Source organism: Nesterenkonia sp. AY15, assembly GCF_022565855.1.
GTDB lineage: Bacteria > Actinomycetota > Actinomycetes > Actinomycetales > Micrococcaceae > Nesterenkonia.
Genome location: NZ_JAJOYV010000001.1, coordinates 328,409 through 354,368 on the forward strand (window position 1 = coordinate 328,409; position 25,960 = coordinate 354,368).

The window sequence follows — 25,960 nt, forward strand, 5'->3', positions numbered from 1 at the left end:
GCGGGTGGGACATGACCGCGGACATCACCGTGCGCCGCCGGTGCGTGGTCGCGCTGGGTTGCGCCGTGTCATGTCCGGGGGCTCTGATTGAATGATCCCCATGGAGTTCGATCAGTCCCAGCATCAGGTGCTCGCCGCCGCCGAACGCCCCGGACATGGGCCGATCCTGAGTTTCGGTGGTCCCGGCAGCGGCAAGTCGACGCTGGCGGCGGAGCTTGCGCTGCGTCATCTCGAATCCGGACAGGACTCCTCCCGGCTGCTGCTGCTCTCACCCACCCGCGCCACCTCTGCGGTGCTGCGCGACCAGGTCGAAGCTGCCTGGGCCGCCCGGGACGCCAGTTCCCGGGGTGGGTCGATCTCGGAGCAGCCCTCCCGATCCTTCGCGTCCTACGCCTTCTGGCTGCTCGGGGAGGCTCGGCGCCGGGAGATCCTCAGCTTCACCGCGCGTCGGCCCCGGCTGCTCTCCGGAGCCGAGCAGGACAGCATCATCCGTGAGCTGTTGGCCGTGGATCCCGCCAGCGGTCTGCCGCCGATCAGCTGGCCGACCTCGTTGGAGGAGGCCGCCGGCACCGATGGTTTCCGTAAGGAGATCCGTGAGCTCTTCGACCGCGCCGCCGAGTACGGGGTGTCTCCCGATCAGCTTCGCGGCCTGGCCGAGCAGTGCCGGCGCCCGGAGTGGGCGGCCGCCGCGGAGCTCTACCAGCGCTACCGTGAGGATCTCGACGCCGGGGCCAACGCCGACGCGTTCGACCCCGCGGGATTGATCAACGAGGCCTGCAACCTGCTCGAGGAGAACCCCGAGTTCCTCGCGACCGAACGAGAGCGACTGCGCCGCATCATCGTCGATGATCTGCAGGAGGCCACCCCCTCGGTGTATCGGCTGCTGCGTCTGATCGGCGCCGGCGCCGACGTGCTCGCCTTCGCCAGCCCCGAGACCGCGGTCCAGGGCTTTCGCGGCGCACGGCCGGACAAGCTGCGCAGCTGGACCGTGGCCCCGCGCCGGGTCACCGCGCAGAGCGTGTTGAGCCTGAATCCCGAGACCGACGCCGAGATCGAGGGCATCGTCCGGCGCAGCATCTCCGGGGCGATGACCCCAGATCCCCACGGCGGTCTGCCAGGGGTGGAGCCCAGCGTCATGGTGCTCGAGGGCAATCACCGGATCACCCCCGAGGTGGGCCGGGCCTACGCCCGCGCCCTGCGCCGGATCGCCCCGGCCGGACCCCAACAGCCTCGCCAGCGCTGGCTGCAGCTGCTCAGCGAGACCACCGCTGAACGGGCCGACGCGGCGCAGGGTGCTGCTGCACAGGCCTCCGCTGCGGAAACCTCCAATGGACAGCCGACGCTCGACCAGCCGCTGACGGAACAGCCCGCACCCGCGCCGGCGGACGCCGGATCCTGCGCGGTGGAGATCGTGCCCGGGGACTACCTGGCCGAGCAGTTCGTCCTGCAGGAGGTCCTGGACCGGCACCACCGACATGGGGTGCCCTTCGATCAGATCGCCGTCATCGCGCGCAACGGCGCGCTGCTGAAACGGCTGGTGCGGATGTTCCAGACCCAGGGCGTCCCGGTGCGCCAATCCATGAGCGATGTCATCCTCAACCAGGAGTCCGCGGTGGCCCCGCTGCTGCGGGTGCTGCGCCTGGTCACCGTGCAGTCCAGTCCTGCGCAAGGTCCGGAGCAGGCTCCCGACCCGCTGCCCGTTCCGACGGACACCGTCGCGCTGCCCGAGGTGCTCGCACTGCTGACCAGCCGCTATGGCGAGACCGATTCGATGACGCTGCGCAGCCTGCGCCAGGTGCTGCGCAGCCAGGAGCGCCGCCGGCTGCGTGCAGACGCAGACCCCGCCGAACCGCGCAGCTCCGACGAGCTGCTTGTCGCCGCCGCGAACAATGCGGCCGACCCGGTCTTTGAGGCGGTCCGCGCTCAGTCGCGCTTCCAACACCTGACCCGCGGACTGGAGCGGGTGGCCGTCATGCTCGCCGCCGGGCACGCCGCCGCCGGGCCCTCCAGCGGACCCGAGGAGCTGCTCTGGGAGATCTGGAACGCCGCCGACGTCAGCCGCCACTGGGCCGGGCTGACCCGCTGGTCCAGCGCCGAGGGACGCCGCGCCGACCATGATCTCGATGCGGTCATGGCGCTCTTCCAGGCTGCCGAACGTTTCTCCGACCAGAACCCCGGGGCCTCCGCGATCGCGTTCGTGGACCACATCGAACGCCTCGAACTCCCCATGGACACCCTGGCCAAGACCTCCGCCGTCGATGCGGCGATCGAAGTCCTGACCCCGGCCAGCGCGGCAGGTCGGGAGTTCGACACCGTCATCCTGACCGGGCTCCAGGAAGGGGCCTGGCCGAACCTCAACCCACGCGGACAGCTGCTGGGCAGCGGTCATCTGGTGGACGTCGTCGAAGGTCGCGCCGACGCCTCCGCCCAGTCGCTGCTGGTCAAACGGATGAACGTGCTCCAGGACGAGTACCGGCTCTTCGCCTCCGCGGTCTCCCGAGCCAGGAACCGTCTCTACGCGGTGGCCGTGCACGCCCAGGAGGAGAGCCCCTCAATGCTCCTGGACCTCGTGGTGCCTCCAGGGGAGCGCGAAGCCCGCAGCGGCGCCATCCCTCGCCCGATCACCGCCCACCGGCTGATCGCCGAGCTGCGCCGGCACCTGGAGATCAGCATCCAGGCCGAGCTCGACGACGACCCCGCGGATTCCCCCAAACACAGTGACGATGCCGCCCTTCTCACCGAGCCCAGCATCGATGAGACCACTGAGACTCAGCGCCGGGCAGCGGCCCGGGCGCTCGCGGTCCTCGCTGAGGCCGGACTCATCGGCGCGGAGCCGAACACCTGGTGGGGGCTGCCCGAGCTCAGCACCACCGCACCGCTGCTCGAGGCTGAGGACACCGTGAGGGTCTCCCCGTCCTCGGTGCAGAGCGCCATCGATTCACCGCTGCAATGGTTCACCGGCGCCGCCGGAGGCGTCGAGGCCACCGATTTCAGCCGGATGCTCGGATCCCTGATCCACGAGATCGCCGAGCACCACCCGGCCGAGACCGACCGCGAGGTGCTCACGGCCGAGCTCGACGCACGCTGGGACAGCCTGGGACGCGAGGAGGGCTGGGAGACCGAGAAGGATCGCTCCCGCGCCCGGGTCATGCTCAAGAAGCTCGCGGGCTACTTCGGCCACGTCGAAGGCCAAGGCCGCCAGGTCATCGCCCGCGAGCTGCAGGTCGAAGCCAGCCTGGAGATCCCACTGCCGACGGAAGAAACCGGTGGTCCGGTGCAGACTCGATCCGTGCTGATCCGCGGCGTGATCGACCGCGTGGAACGCACCGAGGCCGGTGAGCTCTTCGTCATCGACCTCAAGACCGGCCGGCACAAACCCGCTCAGATCGAGATCCCCACCCACGGGCAGCTCGGTTCCTATCAGCTGCTGGTCGCTCTTGGGGCGGTGGACCGCGCCCTGCAGGACGCGGAGGAAGGGCCAACTCCAGAGACGGCCGACGAGAAGCGCCCCGACCCCGATGCCGACGTGGAAGCCGTTCAGCCCAACCCCGCGCCGTCACCGGGCAGAGGTGCCGCGCTGCTGCATGTCGGGACCACCGTGTCGAAGACCGACCTTCAAGAACAGCCCCCGCTCGGACCGGAGGACACCTGGCCGCTGGAACAGCTGACCCAGGCCGCCCAGGTGATGAGCGGCCGCGTGTTCTCCGCCTACCACTCCCCGAATCAACAGCGCTGCCTGGTCGGATCGCTCTGCCCGCTCTGCGAGAACACGAAACAGGTGACCCAGCCATGATGACCCTGGAGACCATGCGCTACAGCGCCCGAGACATCGCCGACGCGCTCCAGCGAGACACCCCCGCCGAGGACCGGCATTACCCCACCGCCGAACAGCAGGCCGTCATCGAATCCGGTTTGGACCCGATGCTCGTCGTCGCAGGTGCCGGCTCTGGCAAGACCGCCACCATGGCGGACCGGGTCGTCTGGCTGGTCGCCAACGGTATCGTGCGCCCGGACCAGATCCTCGGCGTGACCTTCACCAAGAAGGCCGCCGGGGAGCTGCGCGAGCGGATCACCCGGAAGCTCGAGCAGCTGCTCGAGGCGGAGCTGATCTCCCCGGCCGATGTGGTGCCCGTGGAGGTCTCCGACACCGTGGAACACGCGGACATCTCCGAGCTGCTCGCCCCGGCGGTCTCCACCTATCACTCCTATGCGAACACGCTGGTGACCGAATACGGTCTGCAGATCGGACTGGAACCGGAGACCCAGCTCATCGGGGAGGCCAAGGCCTGGCAGCTGGTGCACCGGCTGGTCAGCGCCTATGACCGCGCCGAGGTGCTGGTGGAGGCCGAACAGTCGGCCGGGAGCCTCGCCGGATATGTGATGCGTCTGGCGGGGGACTGCGCCGAGCATCTGCAGTCCCCGGACGCGGTGGAAGCGCACCTCGACGTCGAACTGGCCCGGGTGGACGCCTGGCAGGAAGCCGGCGCGGCCTTGAGCAAGGACCAGACCTCATTGGTCCGCGCACTGCGGGTGCGCCGCGAGATGGCCGAGCTGGTCCGCCGCTACCAGGAGAAGAAGCTCACCGAGGGGCTCATGGACTACGGGGACCTGCTGCGCTTCGCCGCGCAGATCGCCCAGGACGTCCCCAGCGCCGGGGAGGCAGAGCGGGAGAAGTACAAGGTGGTGCTCCTCGATGAGTTCCAGGACACCTCTTACGCGCAGCTCGCACTCTTCAGCAGCCTCTACGGCACCAGCGGCTCCGGCGGCGGGATGGGTCACGCGGTCACCGCCGTGGGAGACCCCAACCAGTCCATCTACGGGTTCCGCGGCGCCTCCGCCGGGCAGCTCTTCGACTTCCCCCAGTCCTTCCCCGCGGTGGACCCTGCCTCAGGCCAGCGCCGGCCCGCAGCACTGCTGCAGCTCACCATCGCCTGGCGCAACGGAGAGCGGATCCTCGATGTCGCCAACCGGCTGGTGACTCCCTTCGCCCCAGACGCTGCAGACTCCCTGGACAAGCCATGGCGCGCGCACAACGCGCACCTGCGCGGGCAGCTCAAACCGCTGAGCCCACCTGACGGCGCCCACACAGCCACCGTGCGCTACGGCTGGTACACCTCAGACATCGAGGAGTCCCAGGCGATCACCGAACAGCTCAGCGCCGCGCTTCAGCCCGACCCGCAGCGCGACCCGCATCGGGAGGCCCCGAGCTGTGCCGTGCTGGCCCGGACCCGGGCCCAGCTGGAGACCATCGCCGAACAGCTGCGCCTCGCAGGACTGGACTACGAGCTGGTCGGACTCTCCGGGCTGCTGAGCACCTCGGAGGTGGCCGAAGTACTCGCCTACCTGCGGGTCATCGCCGACCCCGGCCGCTCCGACGCGCTGATCCGGATCCTCGCCGGAGCCCGCTACCGGATCGGGCCCCGCGACCTGCTGCAGCTGCAGCACTCAGCCCGCGACCTCGAGGGGCTGCGGCTGCGCGCGCCGATCTCCGAGCGTCACGAGGGCAGCGCACAGTCGGGGGAGGGGGTGACCGACGCCGAGGACCGGTACGAGTCCACCGAACTCGAGATGGACGAACGCGCCTCACTGGTCGAAGCGTTGGAACGGCTCAAGGACTCCCCGGACCATGCCGAGCAACTCGGCCTGTCCGCCGAGGGGCACCGCCGGCTGCTGCTGGCCAAGGAACAGATCCGCCGGCTGCGCCAGTGGGCCACCCTGGACCTGGGCGTGCTGATCCAGCGCATCGTCAGCGACACCGGCCTCGACATCGAAGTTGCGGCCCGGCCGTGGGAGGAGCAGCACTACGCCGCCCGCCAGCTCGACGCGCTGATCGACCAGGCCGAGAGCTACGCGGCCACCGAGACCACTCCGGACCTGCGCAGCTTCCTGGACTGGCTGGACGCCGCCGAGGAGAAGGAACGCGGCCTGGAACAGGCCGATGTCGAACCGACCCCCGGCGCGATCCAGCTGATGACCATCCACGCTTCCAAGGGCCTCGAATGGGACGTGGTCGCCGTGGCCGGGCTGCGCGAAGACAAATTCCCCAGCGCGAAGGCCGACCGCTGGACCGGCAGCAACGGCATGCTGCCGGCCCGGCTGCGCGGAGATCGACGCAGCATCCCGCAGTGGGAGTCCGAGCAGCCTGATCTGCGTTCTTGGGCGGTGTCGGCCGGGGTGGGCAGCTGGAAGCAGTTCACTTCAGACAACCGGGTCTTCACCGAGGACGTGAAGGACTTCAGCCGGGAAGAGGAACGACGCCTGGCCTATGTCGCGGTGACGCGGGCGAAGAAGCTGCTGCTGTGCACCGGCGCCTGCTTCTACGGCACCTCCGCCGGCAAGGAGCCCTCGGAGTTCCTCGGGGAGATCCGCGAAGTGGCCGATGGCTTCGGCGACGCCTCGGCGGCGTTGGAGTGGGCGGAGATCGCCGATATGAAGGACAACCCGGTGGGCAACGACCTGTTCGGTTCCAAGTGGCCCTACGACCCGCTGGCGCCGTTGCCGATCGGCCGCTACCGCCGGCAGGTGTCAGAAGGAGAACAGGGCACGCTGCCCCAGATCAATACGGTGGAGTCGCCGAAGGTGCAGCTCGGTCGCCGGGCCGCGCTGACCCGTGCCGCCCAACTGGTGGAACAAGCCATCACCGACCGCGCGCAGTCTCGCGCGACGTCGGCAGAAGCTGGTGCGGCGGCGCTGCCGCTGACTCCGTGGGAACAAGAGGCCGAATGGGTCGTGGACCGTGCGCGCGAGCAGCAGCGCGGCACCGGAAAACCTCATTTCCCGGCGCACATCAGCGTCTCCAGCGTGGTGGGCATGGCCCGCAACGCCGAGTCTATGGCCGAGTTCGCCCGGCGTCCCGTGCCGGTGAAGCCCTCCCAGGCGGCACGCCGTGGAACCGTGATGCACGAATGGATCGAGGAATTCTACGAGACCCGCAGCCGGCTGCCCGGGATCGAAGAGCCGCACCGCGGCGATGAGGACTTGGACGACACCTTCGACCTCTCCACTGTCAAGGAACGCTTCACCCAGACCGAATGGGCGCAGCGACGCCTATACGCAGCGGAGATCCCGGTCGAGACATCCCTGGACGGTGTCGTGGTCCGCGGTCGGATCGACGCCATCTTCGGCAAGGATGACGCCGGCCAGGACCTCACCGCTGCCGACTTCGAGCGCTGGGAGCTGAAGTCAGCGGAGGACCGGAATGCTCAGATGCAGCAGTGCAGCTGGGACCTGGTCGACTGGAAGACCGGCATGGTGCCCACCGGCAAAGACCTTCGCGAGAAGCAGATCCAGCTGGCGGTCTACCGGTTGGCCTTTCACCGGCTCTACGGGGTGCCGCCGCAGCAGATCGAAGCGTCGTTCTTCTATGTGGAGCACGGGGTCACCGTGCCAGGGACGGATCTCCCGGAGGAGGAAGCGCTGAGGCAGTACATCTACGCGGCTCGGCAACACTTCGGGGGATGAACCGAGAGACTTAAATAGGATGATCAGGAGACTGACTGTCTAGATGTTACTTAAGGGGGCGCGTGAAAAAGGAAATCAACGTTGTAGGCGCAGTGATCGTCGATAGCGGAAAAATACTCTGCGCTCAGCGAGGCCCCGAAGGCAGCTTGCCTGACATGTGGGAGTTCCCCGGCGGGAAGATCGAGCCGGGCGAAAGCCCACGCGGAGCCCTCCAGCGCGAGATTGCCGAAGAACTTGAGTGCACTGTTGAGGTGGGGGAGAAGGTCACCACGACAACATATGAGTACGACTTCGGAGTCGTCACTCTGACCACTTTCTTCTGCGAGCTCACGTCGGGCACGCCGCGGCTGACAGAACACGCTGACGTGATCTGGCTCAGCCCGAGTGACCTCGGAGTCCTCAGGTGGGCGCCCGCTGACATCCCAGCGATCGAGATCATCCGAGGAACCCTCACCTCATGAGCGCTCGCCCCGATCTGTTCTACGCGGAGAATCAACTAGCGCGCGACGTCAGTCGGGGGTTCATTTGCGCCGAGGGCACCGGACTGGGGAGATACTCACCTGAGTTGGTTCTGAATGACCGCAAAACGGGAAGCACCGTCCTGCGGACCATTCGCGAGCAGCTTCGCCTGAGCCGCTCATTCTTTTTCTCAGTCGCCTTCGTCACGCCCGGCGCGTTGGCGATGCTCAAACAAGACTTGCTCGATTTTGACGGGCAGGGGCGCATCGTCACCTCGAATTATCTTAACTTCAACGCACCCAATACTTTCGAGGACCTCCTGCATCTGCGCGAGCTCGGAATCGATGTTGAAGTGGGACTTCACAGTTCTCGGGCCTTCCATCCCAAGGGTTACGTCTTCGAGCACCACAAGAGCGTGACAGCCCTCGTGGGAAGCGCGAACCTTACGGAATCCGCCTTGACCCGCAATCACGAGTGGAACATGAAGGTGTCCGCAGGACCGGACAGTGAGCTGGCCGCCCAGCTTTCTGTCCTTGTAGCCAATGAGTTCGCTTCGACGAGACCCCTTAGTTCCGGGTGGATCGAGGCATACCGTCAGAAATTCGACGCCCTTCAGGTGCAAGCTCGGTATACCTCCCGTATCGACTCGCTTGCAGACGAGGAACCGACAGATAGCGATCCCATCGAAGTTGGCCGAGCGAAAATCCAGCCGAACGCCATGCAATCCGAGGCGCTGGAGGCCATCGAAGCAATCCGTGTGGCGGGGCACCAACGAGCACTCGTCATTTCCGCCACCGGGACCGGAAAGACCATTCTGTCCGCACTTGATGCGCGTTCCGCTTCTCCCCGGCGCCTGCTATTTGTCGCGCACCGTGAGCAAATTCTGGACAAGGCGATGTCTGAATTCAAACGCGTACTGGGTGGACCTAGCGATGATTATGGAAAGCTCGCCGGGTCCGTTAAACAACTCGATCGACGCTACGTGTTCGCCACCGTCCAGTCCCTCGCCAGACAAGACGTCCTGGGACAGCTCTCGCCCACCGACTTTGACTACCTGCTCATTGATGAAGTTCATCGCGCCGGGGCGGCGTCTTATCGACGCGTTCTCGACTACCTCAGTCCTGATTTTGCGTTGGGCATGACAGCGACACCGGAACGCAATGACGGGGCGGATATATATGAGCTCTTCAATTACAAGGTTGCGTACGAGATTCGACTCCATGATGCGTTGGAGGCCGACATGCTCAGCCCGTTCCATTACTTCGGTGTGGCGGACGCGATCTTCGATGACGGCTCGACGATTTCTGACGAGACGGGTCTCCACCGCCTGTCGGGAGCAGTGCGGACATCGCATATCGTCGACGCGATTAACAAGTACTCCCAGCAAGGCGTTCCGACTCGAGGCCTCATGTTCTGTAGTCGCAAGGATGAGGCACATGCACTAGCAGCTGAGTTGAACCAGCGATCCATCAATGGGCGTAATTTGCGAACAGCGGCATTGACCGGGGAAGACTCGGTCGAAGACCGCGAGAATACAGTGAAGCTGTTGGAACTCGGAGAGCTCGATTACGTGCTGTCGGTGGACATCTTCAACGAAGGTGTCGATATCCCGTCAATCAACCAAGTCGTCATGTTGCGTCAAACGCAGTCGGCCATCATTTTCGTGCAGCAACTCGGGCGTGGGCTGCGCAAAGCGCCGGGAAAAGACCATCTCACGGTCATTGATTTCATTGGTAATTACGCGAACAACTACCTCATTCCCATCGCGCTTTTTGGGGACAAGTCGATGAACAAGGAGTCATTGCGCAAGAACTTGAACGCCGCGGAGGAAGACGGCGTCTTGCCCGGAATGTCCAGTGTCCGGTTCGATGAGATCGCTCGGGAGCGAGTGCTTCGGGCAATCGCCGACGCGAAGATGGATCACCTGCGTCATTTGCGGGGGGAAATTGAGCTGCTCCAGCAGCGTCTAGGTCGCGTACCTAGACTTTGGGACTTCGTCGAACACGACTCGGTGGATCCCCTGGTGTTAGCCACTCGTCTAGAGCACTTCCCGGCGCTCGTGGCCAAGACACTCAAGATGCCATCTGGACTTTCTTCAACTCAGTCGCGTGCACTAAGTCTCCTATCCCATGAGGTCTTGCCCGCTAAGCGGCCGCATGAGGCACTCTTGCTGCGCGAGCTCTTGTCGAGGACTGATGTAACCGACACTGAACTGCGCGAGGTACTGGAAGGTCAGAAGCTCCCATCCGGGCCGGACGTGCTGCAGAGTGCCCAGGCAACCTTCATGCTAGAAGGTTACAACCAGGGGGATCGAGCACGCTACGAGGCGCCCGTCGCGGAGCGCACGCCGGCTGGAGCCCTGCGACTCGTTCCTGCGGTTGCCAAGGCATACCAACGCGATTCCAACTTCGCGGACAAAGTGAACGACATTCTCAAGACTGCCGCTCACGTTAATCAGGCATATTTGCCGGATCGCCCATTCACGCCCGGAATGCGGTACTCCCGCCGAGACGCGGCCAGACTGCTGGGCTGGGATCGCAGCAACGCATCAACGATGTACGGCTACCGCACCGATGTCACCTCAGGTCAGTGCCCGATCTTTGTGACATTACACAAGGGCCATGACGTCGAGGCGAGTGTCGCCTACGAGGACGAGTTGCTCGACCCAAGTGTCATGCGATGGTTCACCCGGAGCCGACGCTCATTGGCGAGTAGAGAAGTGCGTGCGATCGTGGAAAATTCCGTGGATCTCCACGTCTTCGTGAAGAGGGACGACGCCGATGGGACCGACTTCTTCTATCTTGGCCAAGCGCGGTCCGAGGATGCGGAGGAAACGACCATGGCCAACGAGGAAGGTGCGCCATTGCCGGTCGTACGAATGCTGTTGCGCTTCAACGAACCCGTACCGCACAGTCTCTACGACTACTTTCACCCCACACTGACCGCTTAGACCCCGCCTAGGAAGAGTACGCCGCATCGAAGAAAGCCCGTTCGATCGCCACGACCCGCTTCCACCGTGCGGCCAATCGCGCGCCGTCGTCGGACTCCAGCGGCGGAGCCACCCGGTTGAGCTCATCGATCAGGAATTGGGTCCACGCCCGGAAGTCCTCGCCGCGGTGCAGGTCGATCCAGCCCCGGTGCTTCGCCGACTCGGGCAGCGGCAGATCGCGCTGGCCCCAGTCCAGGTACAGCCACTCCGCGATCACCAGCACCACCAGCAGATCCGCATAGTCCCTCGACCGCGCCACCTCCCACATCTGCGCGATGAACTCCGCCGTGGGAGCGGCAAGCTCCGGACTCATCGTCTCTGACGCGGGCACTCCGAGCTCGGCGAAGCTCTGCTGGAAGTACCCGTCCTCATCGGCGGCGAGCATACCGAGCTGCGCGGCGAAGCGCAGACGGGCCGGCTTGGAATCAGTGGTGGCCACGCAGGCGCCCAGCATCGCGACGAAGGCGTCGAAGAACTGATAGTCCTGCACCAGGTATCGAGCCAACACCTCATCGCTGAGCGTCCCGGCGAACAGCTCGTCGATGAACCGATGATGCACCGAGGCATCCCAGTGCTCAGCCGTGGCCAGCCGCAGCTGTCCTGCGAAGCTGTCCGCGGCGACGTCGGCGGTCGTGGAGAACGTGGTGGGGGAGCTCATGGACTCAGCCTACGGGTCTCACGCAGTGCGCTGAGGAGCAGCAAGCGCTCAGATCGCGACGCGCGGGGTCTTCATCTTCCGGGTCAGGTGGATCGCATAGAGCGCCACGATGACACCCAGCACGGCGGCTCCGGCGCCGACATAGCTCGGGGCGCGGAAGCCCATCTCGGCGGCGATCACCTGGCCGCCCACCAGGGCGCCGAGCGCGTTGGCGGCGTTGAACGCGGAGTGGTGCAGCGAGGCTGCGAGCTGCGGTGCATCCGGGGCGGTGTCTATCAGGTGGGTCTGCATCGACGGGCCCAGCGCGCTGGCCGAGAGGCCGACCAGGAACAGGAAGATCAACATCAGCACCGGGATGTGCGCGGTGTAGGCGAAGAGCACCATGAACACCGCCACCAGGGCCATTGCGACCACCACGGTGCCCAGCACGGACTTGTCCGCCGCCCAGCCGCCGACGAAGTTGCCGACCACCATGCCGGCACCGAAGAGCCCCACCACCCAGGGCAGCGCGCTCTCTGGGAAGCCGGTGACCTCGGTGCTGACCGGGGCGATGTAGGAATAGAGCGCGAACATCCCGGAGAAGCCGACCACGGCGAGCATGATGCCCACCCAGAGCCGCTTGTTCTTCAGGCCCTTGATCTCGGAACGCATCGTGGCCTTCGCCGGGGGCATCTGCCGCGGCGCGTAGCGAGCGACCGCGACCATGGTGATCAGCGCGAGCACGATCACCGAGATGAACATCCAGCGCCAGCCGAACTGCTGACCCAGCGCGGTCACCACGGGTACGCCGAGCACGTTGGAGATCGCCAGACCACCCAGGACGACGGCGATCGCACGGCTGCGCTTGGCAGGGCCCGCCATTTCGGCCGCCATCAGCGCAGCCACGGCGAAGTACGCGCCGTGGGGGAGTCCGGAGAGGAACCGGGCGATCAACATGGTCTCGTAGTTCGGTGCGAAGAAGCTCAGCACATGGCCGAACACGAAGACGCCCAGCAGAAGCAGGGCATAGGCCTTCCGCTCCCGTTTGGCACCCAGGATGGAAAGTATGGGCGCGCCGATGACCACACCTATGGCGTAGGCGCTGATCAGCATTCCGGCCTGCGGGATGGTGATGCCGAGATCGGCGACGGCCTCAAGCTGGAGCCCCATGATCGCGAACTCAGTGACACCCACGGCGAACCCGCCGATGGACAGTGCCACGATCGCCAGCGCCACCTGTCTGCGGGTGTACTTGGGCTTCGCGGGGGTCGCGCTCGGAGAGGTCGTGCCTGCTGAGGTCTGTTCCGCCGTGGTCATATCGTCATCCTGTGCTGCAGCCGGTCAATGGTGGGGTGCACCTGTCAGAGCGCGCGTCGAGCCTGCCAAATCCGAGAAGCCGGGAGAAGACACTCATCCGACAACTGCGCCACGGCGGGGATCATTCCCGGGGCGGCGCCGCACCTCGACGTTGAGGGCCTGACGTGCAGGTGTCCTGGACAGGCCTCTCCTCGGCGGTGAGGAGGCTGAACCAGGAGATTTAGGCGGTCGGTGGGCGCAGGCCCGGGTGCCGATGATAGATCGACTCGTTCCCGCCCTCGGATTCTTCCGGGGAAGGGGCGGAGTCGGCAGACTGTGGTGAGTCCGGGGACTCAGGTGAATCGGGAGATTCGCCTTGCTCCGAGGAGTTTGCTGTTGCCGGCTGCACGGGGGGCACCGGCTGCGCAGCCGGCACAGACTGCGCGGAGGATGTCGACTGCGCCGAGGCGGCGGACTGGGCAGACTCGGCGGAGCGCGCCGACTGGGCCGAAGATGCAGACCCCGTGGAGGCCGCCGAAGTCGCTGAGGCGACCGCGGGGAAGAAGTGCTTATCCTTCGCCCGACGCTCCGAGGCCTCATCGGGGTGGATCGGGAGGTCGCCCTCGTCCTCCTCATCGAAGATCACGTCGGGAATGGGCTCCTCGGCAGGGGGCTCGTTCGCGATGACCGGAATGGAGCCGGTGGGCTCATCCCCGGGCAGCGGGCGGGGCGCGAACGCCGGGACCTCGCCGGTGGCGCCGGCGTCCTCGGTGAGGTCTTGGTGGTGGCTGGTCTGGGAGGCACCGGCGTCGGTGATGACGGCGGGCTCGTCGTCGTCCTCGCCGGAGTCCGCCCACTCGCCGGTGTCGGCCACGGTCGCCGCGGCACCAGCGCGGGCCACAGGACGGGAGTCCTGTTCCTCGGCGGGCGCGGCGGGTTCATCGCCCGCCACCGGGGTCAATGCGATCGGCTGTCCGCCGTAGGTCTCGATGTCTGTCTTGAGCTGTTCCAGGAGACCCCTCGCCTCCGCGATCATCTCCGGGTTCTCACTGGCGTGCCCGCGGACCAGCCACTGGGCCAGCGCGAACTCCGCGGTCAGGGCGGCGCGGCGCATCAGGTGCTCGTCGACCTCGCCGGTGCGGTGGCGGCGGTAGGCGGCGAGGACCTTCTCGGTGAACTCGGCATCCCCGGCAGCGGTGAGCCAGGCGAAGTCATCCGCCGGATCCCCGCTGTGCAGGTCGGTCCAACCGGTGACGGCCATGACGCGCTTGCCCTCGATCAGCAGTGAATCCTCGTGCAGGTCCCCGTGGGTGACGGCGGGGGTGAAGCCCCAGAGCTCGCGGTCCTCCATGGCGTGCTCCCAGCGGCGCAGCAGCAGGGCCGGGATCTCCCCGGTGGTGGCAGCCTGGTCCAGTTCGTTGAGTCGACGCTGGCGGTATCGCTCGGCGGAGTATCGGGGCAGGTCGGCGTTGTCCACCACGGCCTCGTCGAGGTCATGGATCGCGGCGATGGTGCGCCCGATGTCCTCGATGACGGCCTGCGGCTGCATGGAGAGCTCGCTGAGCTCCAGCGAGGTGCCGGGCAGGTGGTTGTAGACGAAGGTGCGCATCTCCCCGCGGCGCACGGCGCCGGCGACGGAGGGGACCCGGAAGGGCAGCTCGGCGCGGATGCCGGTGGAGAAGCCGCGCAGCACCTGCAGCTCGGTCTCCAGACGCATCGCCGCTTCCTGATGCTGCGGAGAGCGGATCCTCCAGCGGTGACCTTCAGAGTCGATGACGACGGCGGACGTGAAGTCGCGGGCGTCGTCGGCCGCCGCGGCCACGCCGGTCGGGGAAAGGCCCGGCACTGCCGCGGTCGCCAGGGCCGCAAGTTCCATCGATGTCCATCGCACGAGGACCAGCGTATGGGGTCAGACCCCATACGCGCGGCCGGGCCACGCTGAATTGATGAAATCACACGGGATTGGCACTCATGCGGTCCTCTCGGTGCGGCGATCCTCACTGTCCACACAGGTCCTGCGGGTGCTCCCCGCGGTCTCGGGCCCGGTACGGTGGAGGATATGCATATGCACCTCCGGGACCCTGGTGAAGGCCTGCTCGTCCTGCCCCAGGACGGGGCCCGGATCGACCGCCTCGACGCCCAGCGCAAACGCCCCGAATGGCTCAGCGAAGTCTGGTCCACCCCCGGCACCCGGGTGCTGCGCCTATACGGCCGTCGCGCCCGGCTCAGTGGGAACCGGCTGGACTACGAAGAGGCGACCGGCCCGCTGCCCGAGGGTGCCGTGGCGCTCGGTGCCGTGGATCCCGCCGAGCTGCCCGACGGAGCTGCCAGCAACGGTGTCTCCGGCAGCCGCGGTGGCGCGGCCGCGCTCGTTCACGTGGTCACGGTGGCGCACCCCAAGCCCGCCGATGAGCACGTCGCCGCCGGGACCACCGGGACCACCTGGGCTGACCTTGCCTTCGCCGGATCTCAGCTGACCCCGCTCGACGCCGCCCTGCTCACCCAGGCGCTGGCGATCACCGCCTGGCATGTCGGCACCCGCTTCTGCGCCTCCTGCGGAACCGCCACCGAGGTGGAGGTCTCGGGCTGGCGCCGGGTGTGCCCCCACTGTGGCGCGCAGACCTTCCCGCGCACCGACCCCGCCGTGATCACCGCAGTGCTGGACTCTGATGACCGGATCCTGCTGGGCTCGGCCCACCGCTGGGACACTTGCCGATATTCGACCTTCGCCGGGTTCGTCGAGGCCGGGGAGTCGGTGGAAGCGGCACTGGCCCGTGAGATCGAGGAGGAGGCCGGCGTCGTCGTCTCCGATATCCGCTATATGGGGTCACAGTCCTGGCCCTTCCCGCGCTCGCTGATGCTCGGGCATTTCGCCGTGGCCCGTGATCCCTCCGTGGCCCGGCCCGACGGCGACGAGATCCGTGACGTCCGCTGGTTCACCCGCGCAGAGCTCACCGAGGCGGCCGAGGCCGGGGAGGTCACCCTGCCGACCCGCTCCTCGATCTCCCGGGCGCTGATCGAACGCTGGCACGGAACATTGATCAACGCGGTCTCCGATGCCCAGCCGCGCCCGGCCCCCAGCCGCGCGAATACTGGCAGCACAAACGGCCGGCCCGGTCAGCGAGGACAGCAGCCCCGATGAGTCAGCCCGCCTTCTCCTCCAGCTCCTCCACCGGACACGCGCTCTCCGCCACCCAGCTGGCCGCCGCCCCGCCCGAAGCGATCCTCGACGGACTCGACGAGGAACAGCGCCTGGCCGCCTCCACGCTGAAGGGTCCGCTGTGCATCCTCGCCGGGGCCGGCACCGGCAAGACCCGCGCGATCACGCACCGGATCGCCTACGGCGTCCGCGCCGGGGTCTATGACCCGCACCGGCTGCTCGCCGTGACCTTCACCGCCCGCGCCGCCGCCGAGATGCGCTCGAGGCTCAGCGCGCTGGGCGCCCCCGGGGTCCAGGCGCGAACCTTCCACGCCGCCGCGCTGCGCCAGCTGCAGTACTTCTGGCCGGTCGCCATCGGCGGGACCATGCCGCAGATCCTCGACCACAAGGTCCGGCTGCTCGCCGAGGCCGCGCGCCGGCTGCACGTGACCACCGACCGTGCCGCGCTGCGCGACCTCGCCAGCGAGATCGAATGGGCGAAGGTCTCCACGCTGACCCCGGAGTCCTACCTGGAGGTCGCCACCGCCGAGGGTGCTGGCCGGCCCGCGCCCGGGGGAGTGGACCACCGCACCTTCGCCAAGCTGTATCAGTCCTATGAGGACGTGAAGCTGGACAAGCACCTGATCGACTTCGAGGACGTGCTGCTGCTCAACGTCGGCATCCTGGAGGACGATGAGCGGGTGGCCGCCCAGGTGCGCCAGCAGTACCGCCACTTCGTGGTCGACGAGTACCAGGACGTCTCCCCGCTGCAGCAGCGGATGCTCGACCTCTGGCTCGGTGGACGCGACGAGATCTGCGTGGTCGGCGACGCCGCGCAGACCATCTACTCCTTCACCGGCGCCACCCCCGACTACCTGCTCGGCTTCAAGCGCCGCCACCCCGAGGCGAACCTGGTCAAGCTGGTCCGTGACTACCGCTCCACCCCCGAGGTGGTGAAGCTGGCGAACTCGCTGCTGGCCGACCGCACCCGGGAGACCGTCCGGCTCACCGACCCGGCGCCCTGGCCCGAGCCGCTGCAGCTGATCTCCCAGCGCGAGCGCGGCCCGGTCCCGAAGCTGATCCAGCACGCCGACGACGACACCGAGGCCGGGTGGATCGCCTCCGAGATCAAGGCGCTGCAGGAACAAGGGGTGCCGCTCTCCGAGGTGGCCATCCTCTACCGCACCAACGGACAGTCCCAGGCCTTCGAGCAGAGCCTGGCCACCGCCGGGATCTCGTACCAGCTGCGCGGCTCCGAACGGTTCTTCTCCCGCCGCGAGGTCCGCGAGGCGCTCGCCGCCCTGCGCACCTCCTCACTGGTCGACGACGCCGGGGACACGGTGTCCAAGAGTGTGCGCGACATCCTCTCCTCCCACGGCTACTCCGCGAAGGCCCCCGAGGCCACCGGCGCGGTCCGCGAACGCTGGGAGTCCATGGCGGCTCTGGTGGGGCTCGCGGACCAGCTCTCCACCGAGCGCGAAGACTTCACCATGCGCAGCTTCATCACCGAGCTCGAGGAGCGCTCCGCCGCGCAGCATGCTCCCACAGTGGAGGGCGTCACGCTGGCCTCGCTGCACTCGGCCAAGGGCCTGGAATGGGAGGCGGTGTTCCTCGCCGGACTCTCCGAAGGGCTGATGCCGATCACCTTCGCCAAGACCCAGAAGGAGGTCGACGAGGAGCGCCGGCTGCTCTACGTGGGCATCACCCGCGCACGGAAGTTCCTCTTCCTCTCCTCCGCGGCCTCCCGGCACACCGGCGGCCGCGGCCGCCGCACCCCCTCGCGCTTCCTGCGCCCGCTGCGCAAGGAGATGGGCATCGAGGAGCCGGGCCGGAAGATCATCCCCTCGGCGGGCGGGCTGAGCCCCAACGCCGCGGCGCGCAAGAAGAAGGCCTCCACCTGCTCGACCTGCGGGAAGATCCTCACGGTGGCCACCGAGGTCAAGCGGCGCCGCTGCGAGAGCTGCCCCGCCCGCTACGACGAGGCGCTCTTCGAGAAGCTGCGCGCCTGGCGCAGCGACTATGCCAAGGAGCTCGAGGTGCCCGCCTTCGTGATCTTCACCGACGCCACCCTGGAGGTCATCGCCGAGCTGAAGCCCACCTCGGACGCGGAGCTGCTGAAGGTCCCCGGCATCGGCGAGCGCAAGCTCGAGAAGCACGGCGACCGGCTCCGCGAGATCCTCAAAGAGGTCTGATCAGGGCTCAGTCGGCGTGGTGGTCGGCCCAGCTGACGCCGGCCAGGAACGCATCGGCCTCGCCGGTGCGCGGATACTTCGCGACCAGTGCCTTGAAGCTCGGCCCGTGCCCGGGCTCGATCAGATGCGCCAGCTCGTGGACCAGCACCGAGTCCTGTACCCAGACCGGCATCTCACGCAGCCGCGAGGAGAGTCGGATGGTCCCGGTGGTCGATGTCGTGGAGCCCCAGCGCTGGTGCTGCTGGGTGGACCAGCTCACCGCCTCCGGCTGCGGGACGCCGTCCAGATAGCGGGCCGAGAGCGCGGATGCCCGTGCCAGCAGCTCCTCATCGCTGCGCGGTCGCCGTGCCGCGCGGCGGCTGAGCTTCTTCTGAAAGGCTCGGGCGTGGTCTTCGATCTCGCGCTGACTCAGCCGCACGGGAACCCGGAGGCGCAGAGTCCCCGCCACCTGATCAGCCGAGATGGTTCGGGTGCGCCGAGCCGAGCGGACCACCAGCACCTGCTGGCCGTCCACCGTGATCTGCTGCTGAAGCTGCCTCGACGCCATGAGAAGGAGCCTAGCCCGGCCCAAGACTGTGGAAAACTCAGCCCGACCATCCCGGCCTTGGCACGATAGGGAGATGGATCCTGGGACACTGCCCGCGGAATGGAAAGACGCCTTCGTGCTCGATGCGCGCACCATCCAGCTCGGCGCCGGTGACCGCGCCGTGCGGATCATCGGCCCTGCCCGGCAGACCCTGAAACGCCTGCAGGAACCGGTCAGCGTCACCCGCGGCGAAGAAGCTGCCGACGACGGAGACTCCTGTCCCGAGCAGGGCTGCCCGCGCCCCGCCGAGGGCTGCCCGCCCACCGCCGCAGCGGCGATCCGGGTGCAGGCGCGACGCCAGCTGGCGGCGGTGCTGATCGATGGGCTGCCCCGCCCGGCTGCGCTTCTCGCCGAGCAGCTGACCCGCCTGCCCCTGGGCCTGCTGCTGCTGCGCGACGATCATCTCGTCGACCGGGCCGACGTGGCGGCCGGGTATTCCGCGGCCGCGGTGGGCCTCACCCGCGCCGTCGCGGTGCGCCGGTCCTGCCTGCGGCAGGACCCCGAAGCAGCAGTCATCACCTGCTCGGCGCCCGCCCGGCAGACCTCGGCGTCCGCCGCGAACACCTCGCTCCCGATCCCGCACACCCCGCCCGCGCTGCCGCAGGAGCCGGTGGACATCCAGGTGATCTTCGCCCGGCGCGCCGTCGCCCCGGCGCGACTCTCCGCCGCAGCCACCCGGGCCCAGCTGGTGCTGCCGGTGGTTCGGCACCCGCTGGGCACGGGCCCCGACCAGTGGCAGATCGGTCCGCTGCTCAGCCGCGACCACGGCCCCTGCCCGCAGTGCTTGCAGCTGCACGGCGCCGCAGCAGACCCGCACTGGGACACAGTGCAGACCGCGCTCGCAGGACAGCATCCGACCGCGAATCCGCCCCTGGATCAGGAGGACCCGCAGTCTGCGACGGTGGTGGCGAGCCTGCTCGCCCGCGAGGTCCAGCTCGCCATCGATGGCGAGGTCACGCCGCAGACCGCCTCGCGGATGATCGGTCTCTCCGCCTCGACCGGGAAGCTCAGCCTGGAGCAGGTGAGCCCACACCCGGAATGCGCCTGCCGGCTGAACACCCCCGTCTCCGGGTGATGAGGGCAGGGATCAGAACAGGCGAGCAGGACAGCTGAGAAGCGGCAGCCCCACCGTCAACATCACAGCCCGACTTCATCCTGTGGCGAACTGACCGCGCCCATACAGACATCACCGAGCCGCGCTGGATACGCTGGAGTCTCTCAGGCCGAACCAGGATCACCACAGGGAGCGTCCGATGAGCCAGAACAACTCCGGCAGCAACGACCAGGGCAACGGGGAAGACCCACGTGACCCCATGGAGGAGTTCTTCAAACAGCTCTTCGGCGGGCAGATGCCCGGGCAGACCCCCGGTGATGACGCCGACAAGGACGACGCCGCCAAGCGCGGCCCCAGCATCGGCTTCACCGGCACCCCCGGCGCAGGTGGCGGTGCAGGCGCCGGTGATCAGGGCGGAATCCCCGGCCTCCCTCCCGGATTCGACCCCTCGCAGATCCCCGGCATGGCCGATATGAACCCGCAGATGATGCAGCAGATCATGGGACAGGTCCAGTCCATGTTCTCCGCCATGCAGAACCCCGCCGACGAGGACAAGGGCCCGGTCAACTGGTCCATGGCGCGGCAGGCCGCACGCCAGGCCGCCGCCGGCGATGACCCCAGCGTCTCGGCCGCCGAGCGCAAGGAGATCGACGACGCCCTGCGCCTGGCGGACATGTGGCTCGACGGGGCCACCACCTTCGAGACCGCCGGGCAGATCGGCCAGGCCTGGTCCCGCGCCCAGTGGGTCGAGGAGACCTTCGACTCTTGGAAGCGGCTGACCGAACCGGTTGCCGAATCGGTCTCCAAGGCCCTCGGCAGCGCCATCAAGGACCAGCTCGGAGAGGAAGGCTCAGGCCTTCCCCCGGAGCTCGAGTCCATGATGGGCGGAGCCGGCGCACAGCAGATCACCGGCATGATCGAGTCCATGGGCGGCATGGCCTTCGGCATGCAGCTCGGCCAGGCCGTGGGCGCACTCGCCAAGGAGGTCGTCTCCTCCTCGGACACCGGACTGCCGCTGGCCGGCAACACCACCGCGCTGCTGCCCAAGAACGTCCGCGAGTTCAGCAAGGGCCTCAGTGTGGACAAGCGCGAGGTGCTGCTCTACCTGGCGCTGCGTGAAGCCGCCCGGATGCGCCTGTTCAACAACGCCCCCTGGCTCGAGCAGGACCTCTTCAACGCCGTCGGCCAGTATGCCGCCGGGATCCACATCGACATGGACCGGATCGAAGAGGCCGCCAGCCAGATGGACCCGAACAACCCCGAGGCGATGAACTCCATCCTCGGTGAGGGCCTCTTCCCGGAGGAGCGCACCCCCATGCAGGAGGCCGCGCTGAAGCGCATCGAGACCACCCTGGCGCTGGTCGAGGGCTGGGTGGACGACGTCGTCACCCAGGCCGCCGAGCACCTGGAGTCGCTGTCCCGGCTGCGCGAGACGATGAACCGCCGTCGGGCCTCCGGGGGACCGGCCGAGGACACCTTCGCCGCACTGGTGGGACTGGAGCTGCGTCCCCGTCGGCTCCGCGACGCCGCCGCCCTCTGGGCGCACCTGCGCGAGACCGAGGGGATGTCCGGACGCGATGATGTCTGGGGCCACCCCGATGTCCAGCCCGACGAGCAGGACCTCGACGATCCGACCGGATTCCAGCAGCGCCGCGCGGAACGTCAGGAAGAGACCGCCAAGATCGACGAGGAGCTGCAGAAGCTGCTCGACGGCGGATACGACGGCAAGTCGCCGGGGGCCTGACGTCATCTTCCGGTGCGGCTGGTCACAGATGAGATGATGAGTGACGATCATCATGACTGAGCACACCCCGAAACCGAAGAGGCTGAGTCTGCGGAGAAGCCTGCAGGCGGCGGCCGGCACGTCAGCGCTCATCATCGGACTGCTCAGCCTGCTGCTTCCCAGCCCCTACCTGGTGGAGAGCCCTGGCCCGATGTTCAACACCATCGGCGAGATCGAGGACCAGGCCGTCATCTCCGTCAACGGAGAACCGACCTACCCGACCGAGGGTTCGCTGAACCTGACCACCGTGTTCGTCGCCGGGGCACCCACCTCCACGGTGCGCGTCCCGGAGGCCGTCACCGGCTGGCTCAGCCCCGGCACCGACATCCAGCCGCACGAGCTGATCTACCCCTCCGGCACCACTGCCGAGCAGGTCCAGCAGCAGAACACCGCCGCGATGACCAGCTCCCAGGATCTTGCGGTGGCTGCGGCCCTGGAGGAGCTCGGCATCGGGTATGACCAGGAGCTCTCCGTCATCGACTTCACCGCCGAGGCGGTCCAGGTCGGCACCAACGAGCAGCTCCAGCCCGGGGACCGGGTCACCGCGGCGGCCGGAAGCTCCATCACCGGACTCGAGGGGCTGCGTGACGCAGTCAACACCGCCGCAGGTCAGCCGGTAGCATTGACAGTGCTTCGCGATGGTGAGGAGCTCGACTACGAGGTCCCCACCTACCAAGAAGCGGATGGCGACTACTACGTGGGAATCATGCTCGAGAACGAGTTCGCGTTCCCGGTGGAGGTCGACATCCAGCTCGACGGTGTCGGCGGTCCCAGCGCGGGGCTGATGTTCACCCTCGGCCTCGTGGATTCCATGACGGAAGAGTCCATGACCGGCGGGGAGAACTGGGCCGGCACCGGCACGGTGGACCCGGACGGCACGGTCGGGCCCATCGGCGGGATCGCCCAGAAGGTCGTCGGTGCACGCTCCCAGGGGATCGAGAACTTCCTCGTCCCGGCAGCGAACTGCGCCGAACTCGACGGGCGGGTGCCTGACGGGCTGTCGACCTACGCGGTCGATGACGTGTCCGAAGGTCGCGCGATCGTCGAGGCGGTCCGCGACGCAGACGAAGACTTCCTCGCGGGGCTCGAGCCCTGCGGAAGCTGAACCGGTGCGCCGGTCCAGCCGGGTCAGCTGCCTGACCCACCAGCAACACCGATGTATCCAAGCACATATATAGAGACGAGGGTTTATCCGTGAGTTTCTCTCAGGGATTCGGGTCCGCGAACCCGTTCGGCGGAGGCCTGTTCGGCTCCGGTTCGGGCGGGGACGACGGCGACAACTCCGGCGGGTCCGGTTCCGACCGGCCAGCGAGGAGTTCCGGGCCGCGGCGTCCGTCAGCACTGGTGCTGACGATCGTCATCATCGCCGCGCTGATCGGCATTTTCGTGGCATCTTCCGGCTTCTATGCCGAGATCCTCTGGTTCAACCAGCTGGGGTATGAGGATGTCTTCTGGACCGAGCGCATCGCGCGCGGTGTGATCTTCCTGATCGCGTTCCTGGTGATGGCAGGCCTGGTCTGGCTCAGCCTGTTCCTGGCCTTCCGCACCCGCCCCAGTTCGGTGCAGAGCCAGATGAACGAATCGGTGATCCGCTACCAGCGCACACTGAACTCGATGCGTCGCCTGTTCATGATCGGCCTGCCCGTGCTGATGGGCCTCTTCGCAGGCACCGCGGCCCAGGGCAGCTGGGAAAACGTGATGCTGTTCATCAACCAGCAGCCCTTCGGCATGACCGATCCCGAATTCGGGATGGACTTCGCCTTCTTCGTCTTCACCCTGCCGTTCCTCGGATTCATCAACGGCTTCCTGATCTCGGCCGTGCTCGTCGCCGGCATCGCTGGCATCCTGACCCACTACCTCTTCGGCGGCATCCGCATCGAGGCCAACGGCAAGTTCGTGGTCGAGAAGGCAGCCCGCTGGCACATCGCCGTGACCGCGGCTCTGTTCCTGCTGCTCCAAGGTGCGAACTGGTGGCTCGATCGCTACGCCACCCTGCAGAACCAGAGCGGAACCTGGGCCGGCGCGCTCTACACCGACGTCAACGCCGTCATCCCGGCGCAGGCGATCCTCGCCGTCGCCGCGGTGGTGGTGGCCGGCATCTTCATCATCACCGCCGTGACCGCCCGCTGGCGCTTCTCCATCATCGGTTCTGCGATGCTGCTGATCACCGCGATCATCGGTGGCGGCCTGGTCCCGTTCTTCGTCCAGGAGTACCAGGTCCAGCCCTCGGAGCGGACCCTGGAGACGCCGTTCATCGAGCGCAACATGGAGCTCACCCGCTACGCCTACGGCCTGCATGAGATCGAGCAGGAGAGCTACGACGCCGACGCCTCAGCCACCCCGGGCGCACTCGCGGAGGATGCGGCCAACACGCAGAACATCCGCCTGCTGGACCCGAACCTGGTCTCCGCCGCGTTCGGTCAGTTCCAGCAGTTCCGCCAGTACTACTCCTTCCCCGACACGCTGAGCTTCGACCGCTACGAGATCGACGGCGAACGCCGCGACACGGTGATCGCCGCCCGCGAGCTCAACGTGCCCACCGACGCCTCCTGGGTCAACCGGCACCTGATCTACACCCACGGCTACGGACTGGTCGCGGCCAACGCCAACACCGTGACCCCCGAAGGACGCCCCAGCTTCACGCTGCAGGGCATCCCCACCCGCGGCGAGCTGGCCTCGGATGAGGACTATGAGCCGCGCATCTACTTCGGTGAGAACTCGCCGCAGTACTCGATCGTCGGTGCGCCCGAGGGTGCCGATCCGCTGGAGCTCGACCGTCCGGCGGCAGCAGACTCCGAGACCGAGACCGTCTACACCTTCGAAGGTGAGGGTGGCCCCGCCGTCGGCGGCCTGTTCAACCGGCTCGTCTACGCCATCCAGTTCCAGTCCCCTGAGATCCTGCTCTCCGGGGATATGAACGAAGAGTCGCAGATCCTCTACGACCGCGAGCCGCGTGAACGTGTGCAGCAAGTCGCACCGTTCCTCGACGTCGATCAGAACATCTATCCGGCGATCGTCGACGGCCGGGTGAAGTGGATCGTGGAGGGCTACACCACCTCCAACGACTTCCCCTACTCGGCCCAGCAGCAGCTGGAGCAGGCCACCACGGATGCGCTGACCCAGGGAGCCCCCATGCTCACCGGACAGGTCAACTACATCCGCAACTCGGTGAAGGCCACCGTCGATGCCTATGACGGCTCGGTGGACCTCTACGCCTGGGACACCGAGGATCCGATCCTGCGCGCCTGGCAGGAGGTGTTCCCCGACGCGCTCCAGCCCTACGAGAACATGTCGGCGGAGCTGCTGGATCACGTCCGCTACCCCGAGGACATGTTCCGGGTCCAGCGCGAGCTGCTCGGTCGCTACCACGTGACCGATCCCGGCACGTTCTACGAGAACAACGACGCCTGGTCCGTTCCTGCGGATCCGACCGCCGACGACGAGAACTCCGTGGCGCAGCCGCCGTACTACATGACGCTGCAGATGCCCGACCAGGAGGAGCCTTCCTTCTCGCTGACCGGTACGTTCATCCCACAGATCGCTGAAGGTGCACAGCAGCGCAACGTGCTCTACGGCTTCCTCGCCGCCGCCGGTGACGCCGGCACGGGTGAGGACGGGGTGAAGGCGGAGGACTACGGCCAGCTGAGGCTGCTGGAGCTTCCGCGTGACACCGCCGTGCCTGGCCCCGGCCAGACCCAGGCGAACTTCGATTCGAACTCGCAGATCTCGCAGGAGCTGAACCTGCTGCGTCAGGGCGCTTCCGAAGTGATCAACGGCAACATGATCACCCTTCCCGCCGGTGGGGGCATCCTCTATGTCCAGCCGGTCTACGTGCAGTCCACCGGTACTGCGGCCGCCTACCCGGCGCTGCGCAAGGTGCTGGTGGCCTACGGCGAGGAGGTCGGCTTCGCTGACACCCTCGACGAGGCTCTCGACCAGGTCTTCGGCGGCGACTCCGGAGCCGCAGTGGCTGATGGTGCAGGCGTCACCGGCGACGCTGTGGATTCCGAGCTCGATGTCCCCGAGGGTGACGTCCCCGCTGAGGACGATGCCACCACCGAGGATGACGCGCCTGCTGAGGAAGAGGCCACCACCGAGGACGAGACCGACGCCGATGAGACCGACGGTCCCACCGCGCCGTCCGGTCCCGCTCAGGAGCGTCTGAACGACGCCCTGGATCGCGCAGGCCAGGCGCTCCAGGATTCAGAGGCGGCACTCGCCGAAGGTGACTTCGCCGCCTACGGCGAAGCCCAGGAGCAGCTGCAGCAGGCCATCGATGATGCCCTGCAGGCCGAGGCTGACCTGGACGAGTGATCACTCGGAGCTGATCTGAGACCCGCAGAATCTCCCCGTCCGGACCCTTG

14 protein-coding genes are annotated in these 25,960 nt (G+C 67.3%); 10 read left to right on the forward strand and 4 right to left on the reverse strand.

Annotation, left to right across the window (positions count from 1 at the left end):
- Positions 1–100 precede the first annotated feature (100 nt).
- The 4 genes from LSI54_RS01500 (at position 101) to LSI54_RS01515 (ending at position 10,870) form a co-directional block, all read left to right on the forward strand.
- Positions 101–3,793: an ATP-dependent DNA helicase gene (locus LSI54_RS01500; protein WP_241477586.1), complete on the forward strand. Its 3,693-nt coding sequence runs from the start codon at positions 101–103 to the stop codon at positions 3,791–3,793.
- Positions 3,790–7,461 carry an ATP-dependent DNA helicase gene (locus LSI54_RS01505; protein WP_241477587.1) on the forward strand — a complete coding sequence of 1,224 codons (3,672 nt, stop codon included), beginning with the start codon at positions 3,790–3,792 and terminating at the stop codon, positions 7,459–7,461. Before LSI54_RS01500 ends, LSI54_RS01505 begins: the two co-directional genes overlap by 4 nt.
- 62 nt (positions 7,462–7,523) lie before the next feature.
- Positions 7,524–7,922, forward strand: coding sequence for a (deoxy)nucleoside triphosphate pyrophosphohydrolase (locus LSI54_RS01510; protein ID WP_241477588.1), 399 nt, complete (start codon positions 7,524–7,526; stop codon positions 7,920–7,922).
- Entirely contained in the window at positions 7,919–10,870 is a 2,952-nt protein-coding gene (locus LSI54_RS01515) for a DUF3427 domain-containing protein (protein WP_241477589.1), read from the forward strand. Before LSI54_RS01510 ends, LSI54_RS01515 begins: the two co-directional genes overlap by 4 nt.
- Before the next feature lie 7 nt (positions 10,871–10,877).
- Here the strand turns inward: LSI54_RS01515 and LSI54_RS01520 are convergent, their stop codons facing one another.
- The 3 genes from LSI54_RS01520 to LSI54_RS01530 all read right to left on the reverse strand — a co-directional run bounded on the left by LSI54_RS01520 (position 10,878) and on the right by LSI54_RS01530 (position 14,718).
- The gene (locus tag LSI54_RS01520) at positions 10,878–11,567 is read right to left on the reverse strand and encodes a TenA family protein (RefSeq protein ID WP_241463875.1); all 690 of its coding nucleotides are present in this window, start codon (positions 11,565–11,567) and stop codon (positions 10,878–10,880) included.
- Positions 11,568–11,615: 48 nt separating this feature from the next.
- On the reverse strand, positions 11,616–12,863 hold the full coding sequence (locus LSI54_RS01525) for an MFS transporter (protein ID WP_241475696.1): 1,248 nt from the start codon (positions 12,861–12,863) through the stop codon (positions 11,616–11,618).
- A 220-nt stretch (positions 12,864–13,083) separates the two neighbouring features.
- Complete coding sequence (locus tag LSI54_RS01530) at positions 13,084–14,718, reverse strand: phosphotransferase (RefSeq protein WP_241477590.1); 1,635 nt, start codon at positions 14,716–14,718, stop codon at positions 13,084–13,086.
- 189 nt (positions 14,719–14,907) lie between these two features.
- Between LSI54_RS01530 and nudC the strand changes: the two genes are divergently transcribed.
- Positions 14,908–15,984 (forward strand): NAD(+) diphosphatase, encoded by a 1,077-nt coding sequence (nudC, locus tag LSI54_RS01535; protein WP_241463880.1) that lies wholly within the window; start codon positions 14,908–14,910, stop codon positions 15,982–15,984.
- Positions 15,981–18,173, forward strand: coding sequence for an ATP-dependent DNA helicase UvrD2 (locus LSI54_RS01540; protein ID WP_241477591.1), 2,193 nt, complete (start codon positions 15,981–15,983; stop codon positions 18,171–18,173). The genes nudC and LSI54_RS01540 overlap by 4 nt, the downstream gene beginning before the upstream one ends.
- 7 nt (positions 18,174–18,180) lie before the next feature.
- Here the strand turns inward: LSI54_RS01540 and LSI54_RS01545 are convergent, their stop codons facing one another.
- Positions 18,181–18,720, reverse strand: coding sequence for a M48 metallopeptidase family protein (locus LSI54_RS01545; protein ID WP_241470150.1), 540 nt, complete (start codon positions 18,718–18,720; stop codon positions 18,181–18,183).
- A gap of 73 nt (positions 18,721–18,793) precedes the next feature.
- Here LSI54_RS01545 and LSI54_RS01550 point away from each other — a divergent pair, with 73 nt between their 5' ends.
- The 4 genes from LSI54_RS01550 to LSI54_RS01565 all read left to right on the forward strand — a co-directional run bounded on the left by LSI54_RS01550 (position 18,794) and on the right by LSI54_RS01565 (position 25,910).
- A complete protein-coding gene (locus LSI54_RS01550; RefSeq protein WP_241477592.1) occupies positions 18,794–19,834 on the forward strand; it encodes a hypothetical protein in 1,041 nt (346 codons plus the stop codon).
- A gap of 178 nt (positions 19,835–20,012) precedes the next feature.
- Positions 20,013–21,557, forward strand: coding sequence for a zinc-dependent metalloprotease (locus LSI54_RS01555; RefSeq protein ID WP_241463884.1), 1,545 nt, complete (start codon positions 20,013–20,015; stop codon positions 21,555–21,557).
- Between the two features lie 52 nt (positions 21,558–21,609).
- The gene (locus tag LSI54_RS01560) at positions 21,610–22,701 is read left to right on the forward strand and encodes a YlbL family protein (RefSeq protein ID WP_241470148.1); all 1,092 of its coding nucleotides are present in this window, start codon (positions 21,610–21,612) and stop codon (positions 22,699–22,701) included.
- An 89-nt stretch (positions 22,702–22,790) separates the two neighbouring features.
- Positions 22,791–25,910, forward strand: a complete 3,120-nt coding sequence (locus tag LSI54_RS01565; RefSeq protein ID WP_241477593.1) for a UPF0182 family membrane protein — start codon at positions 22,791–22,793, stop codon at positions 25,908–25,910.
- Positions 25,911–25,960: the final 50 nt, after the last annotated feature.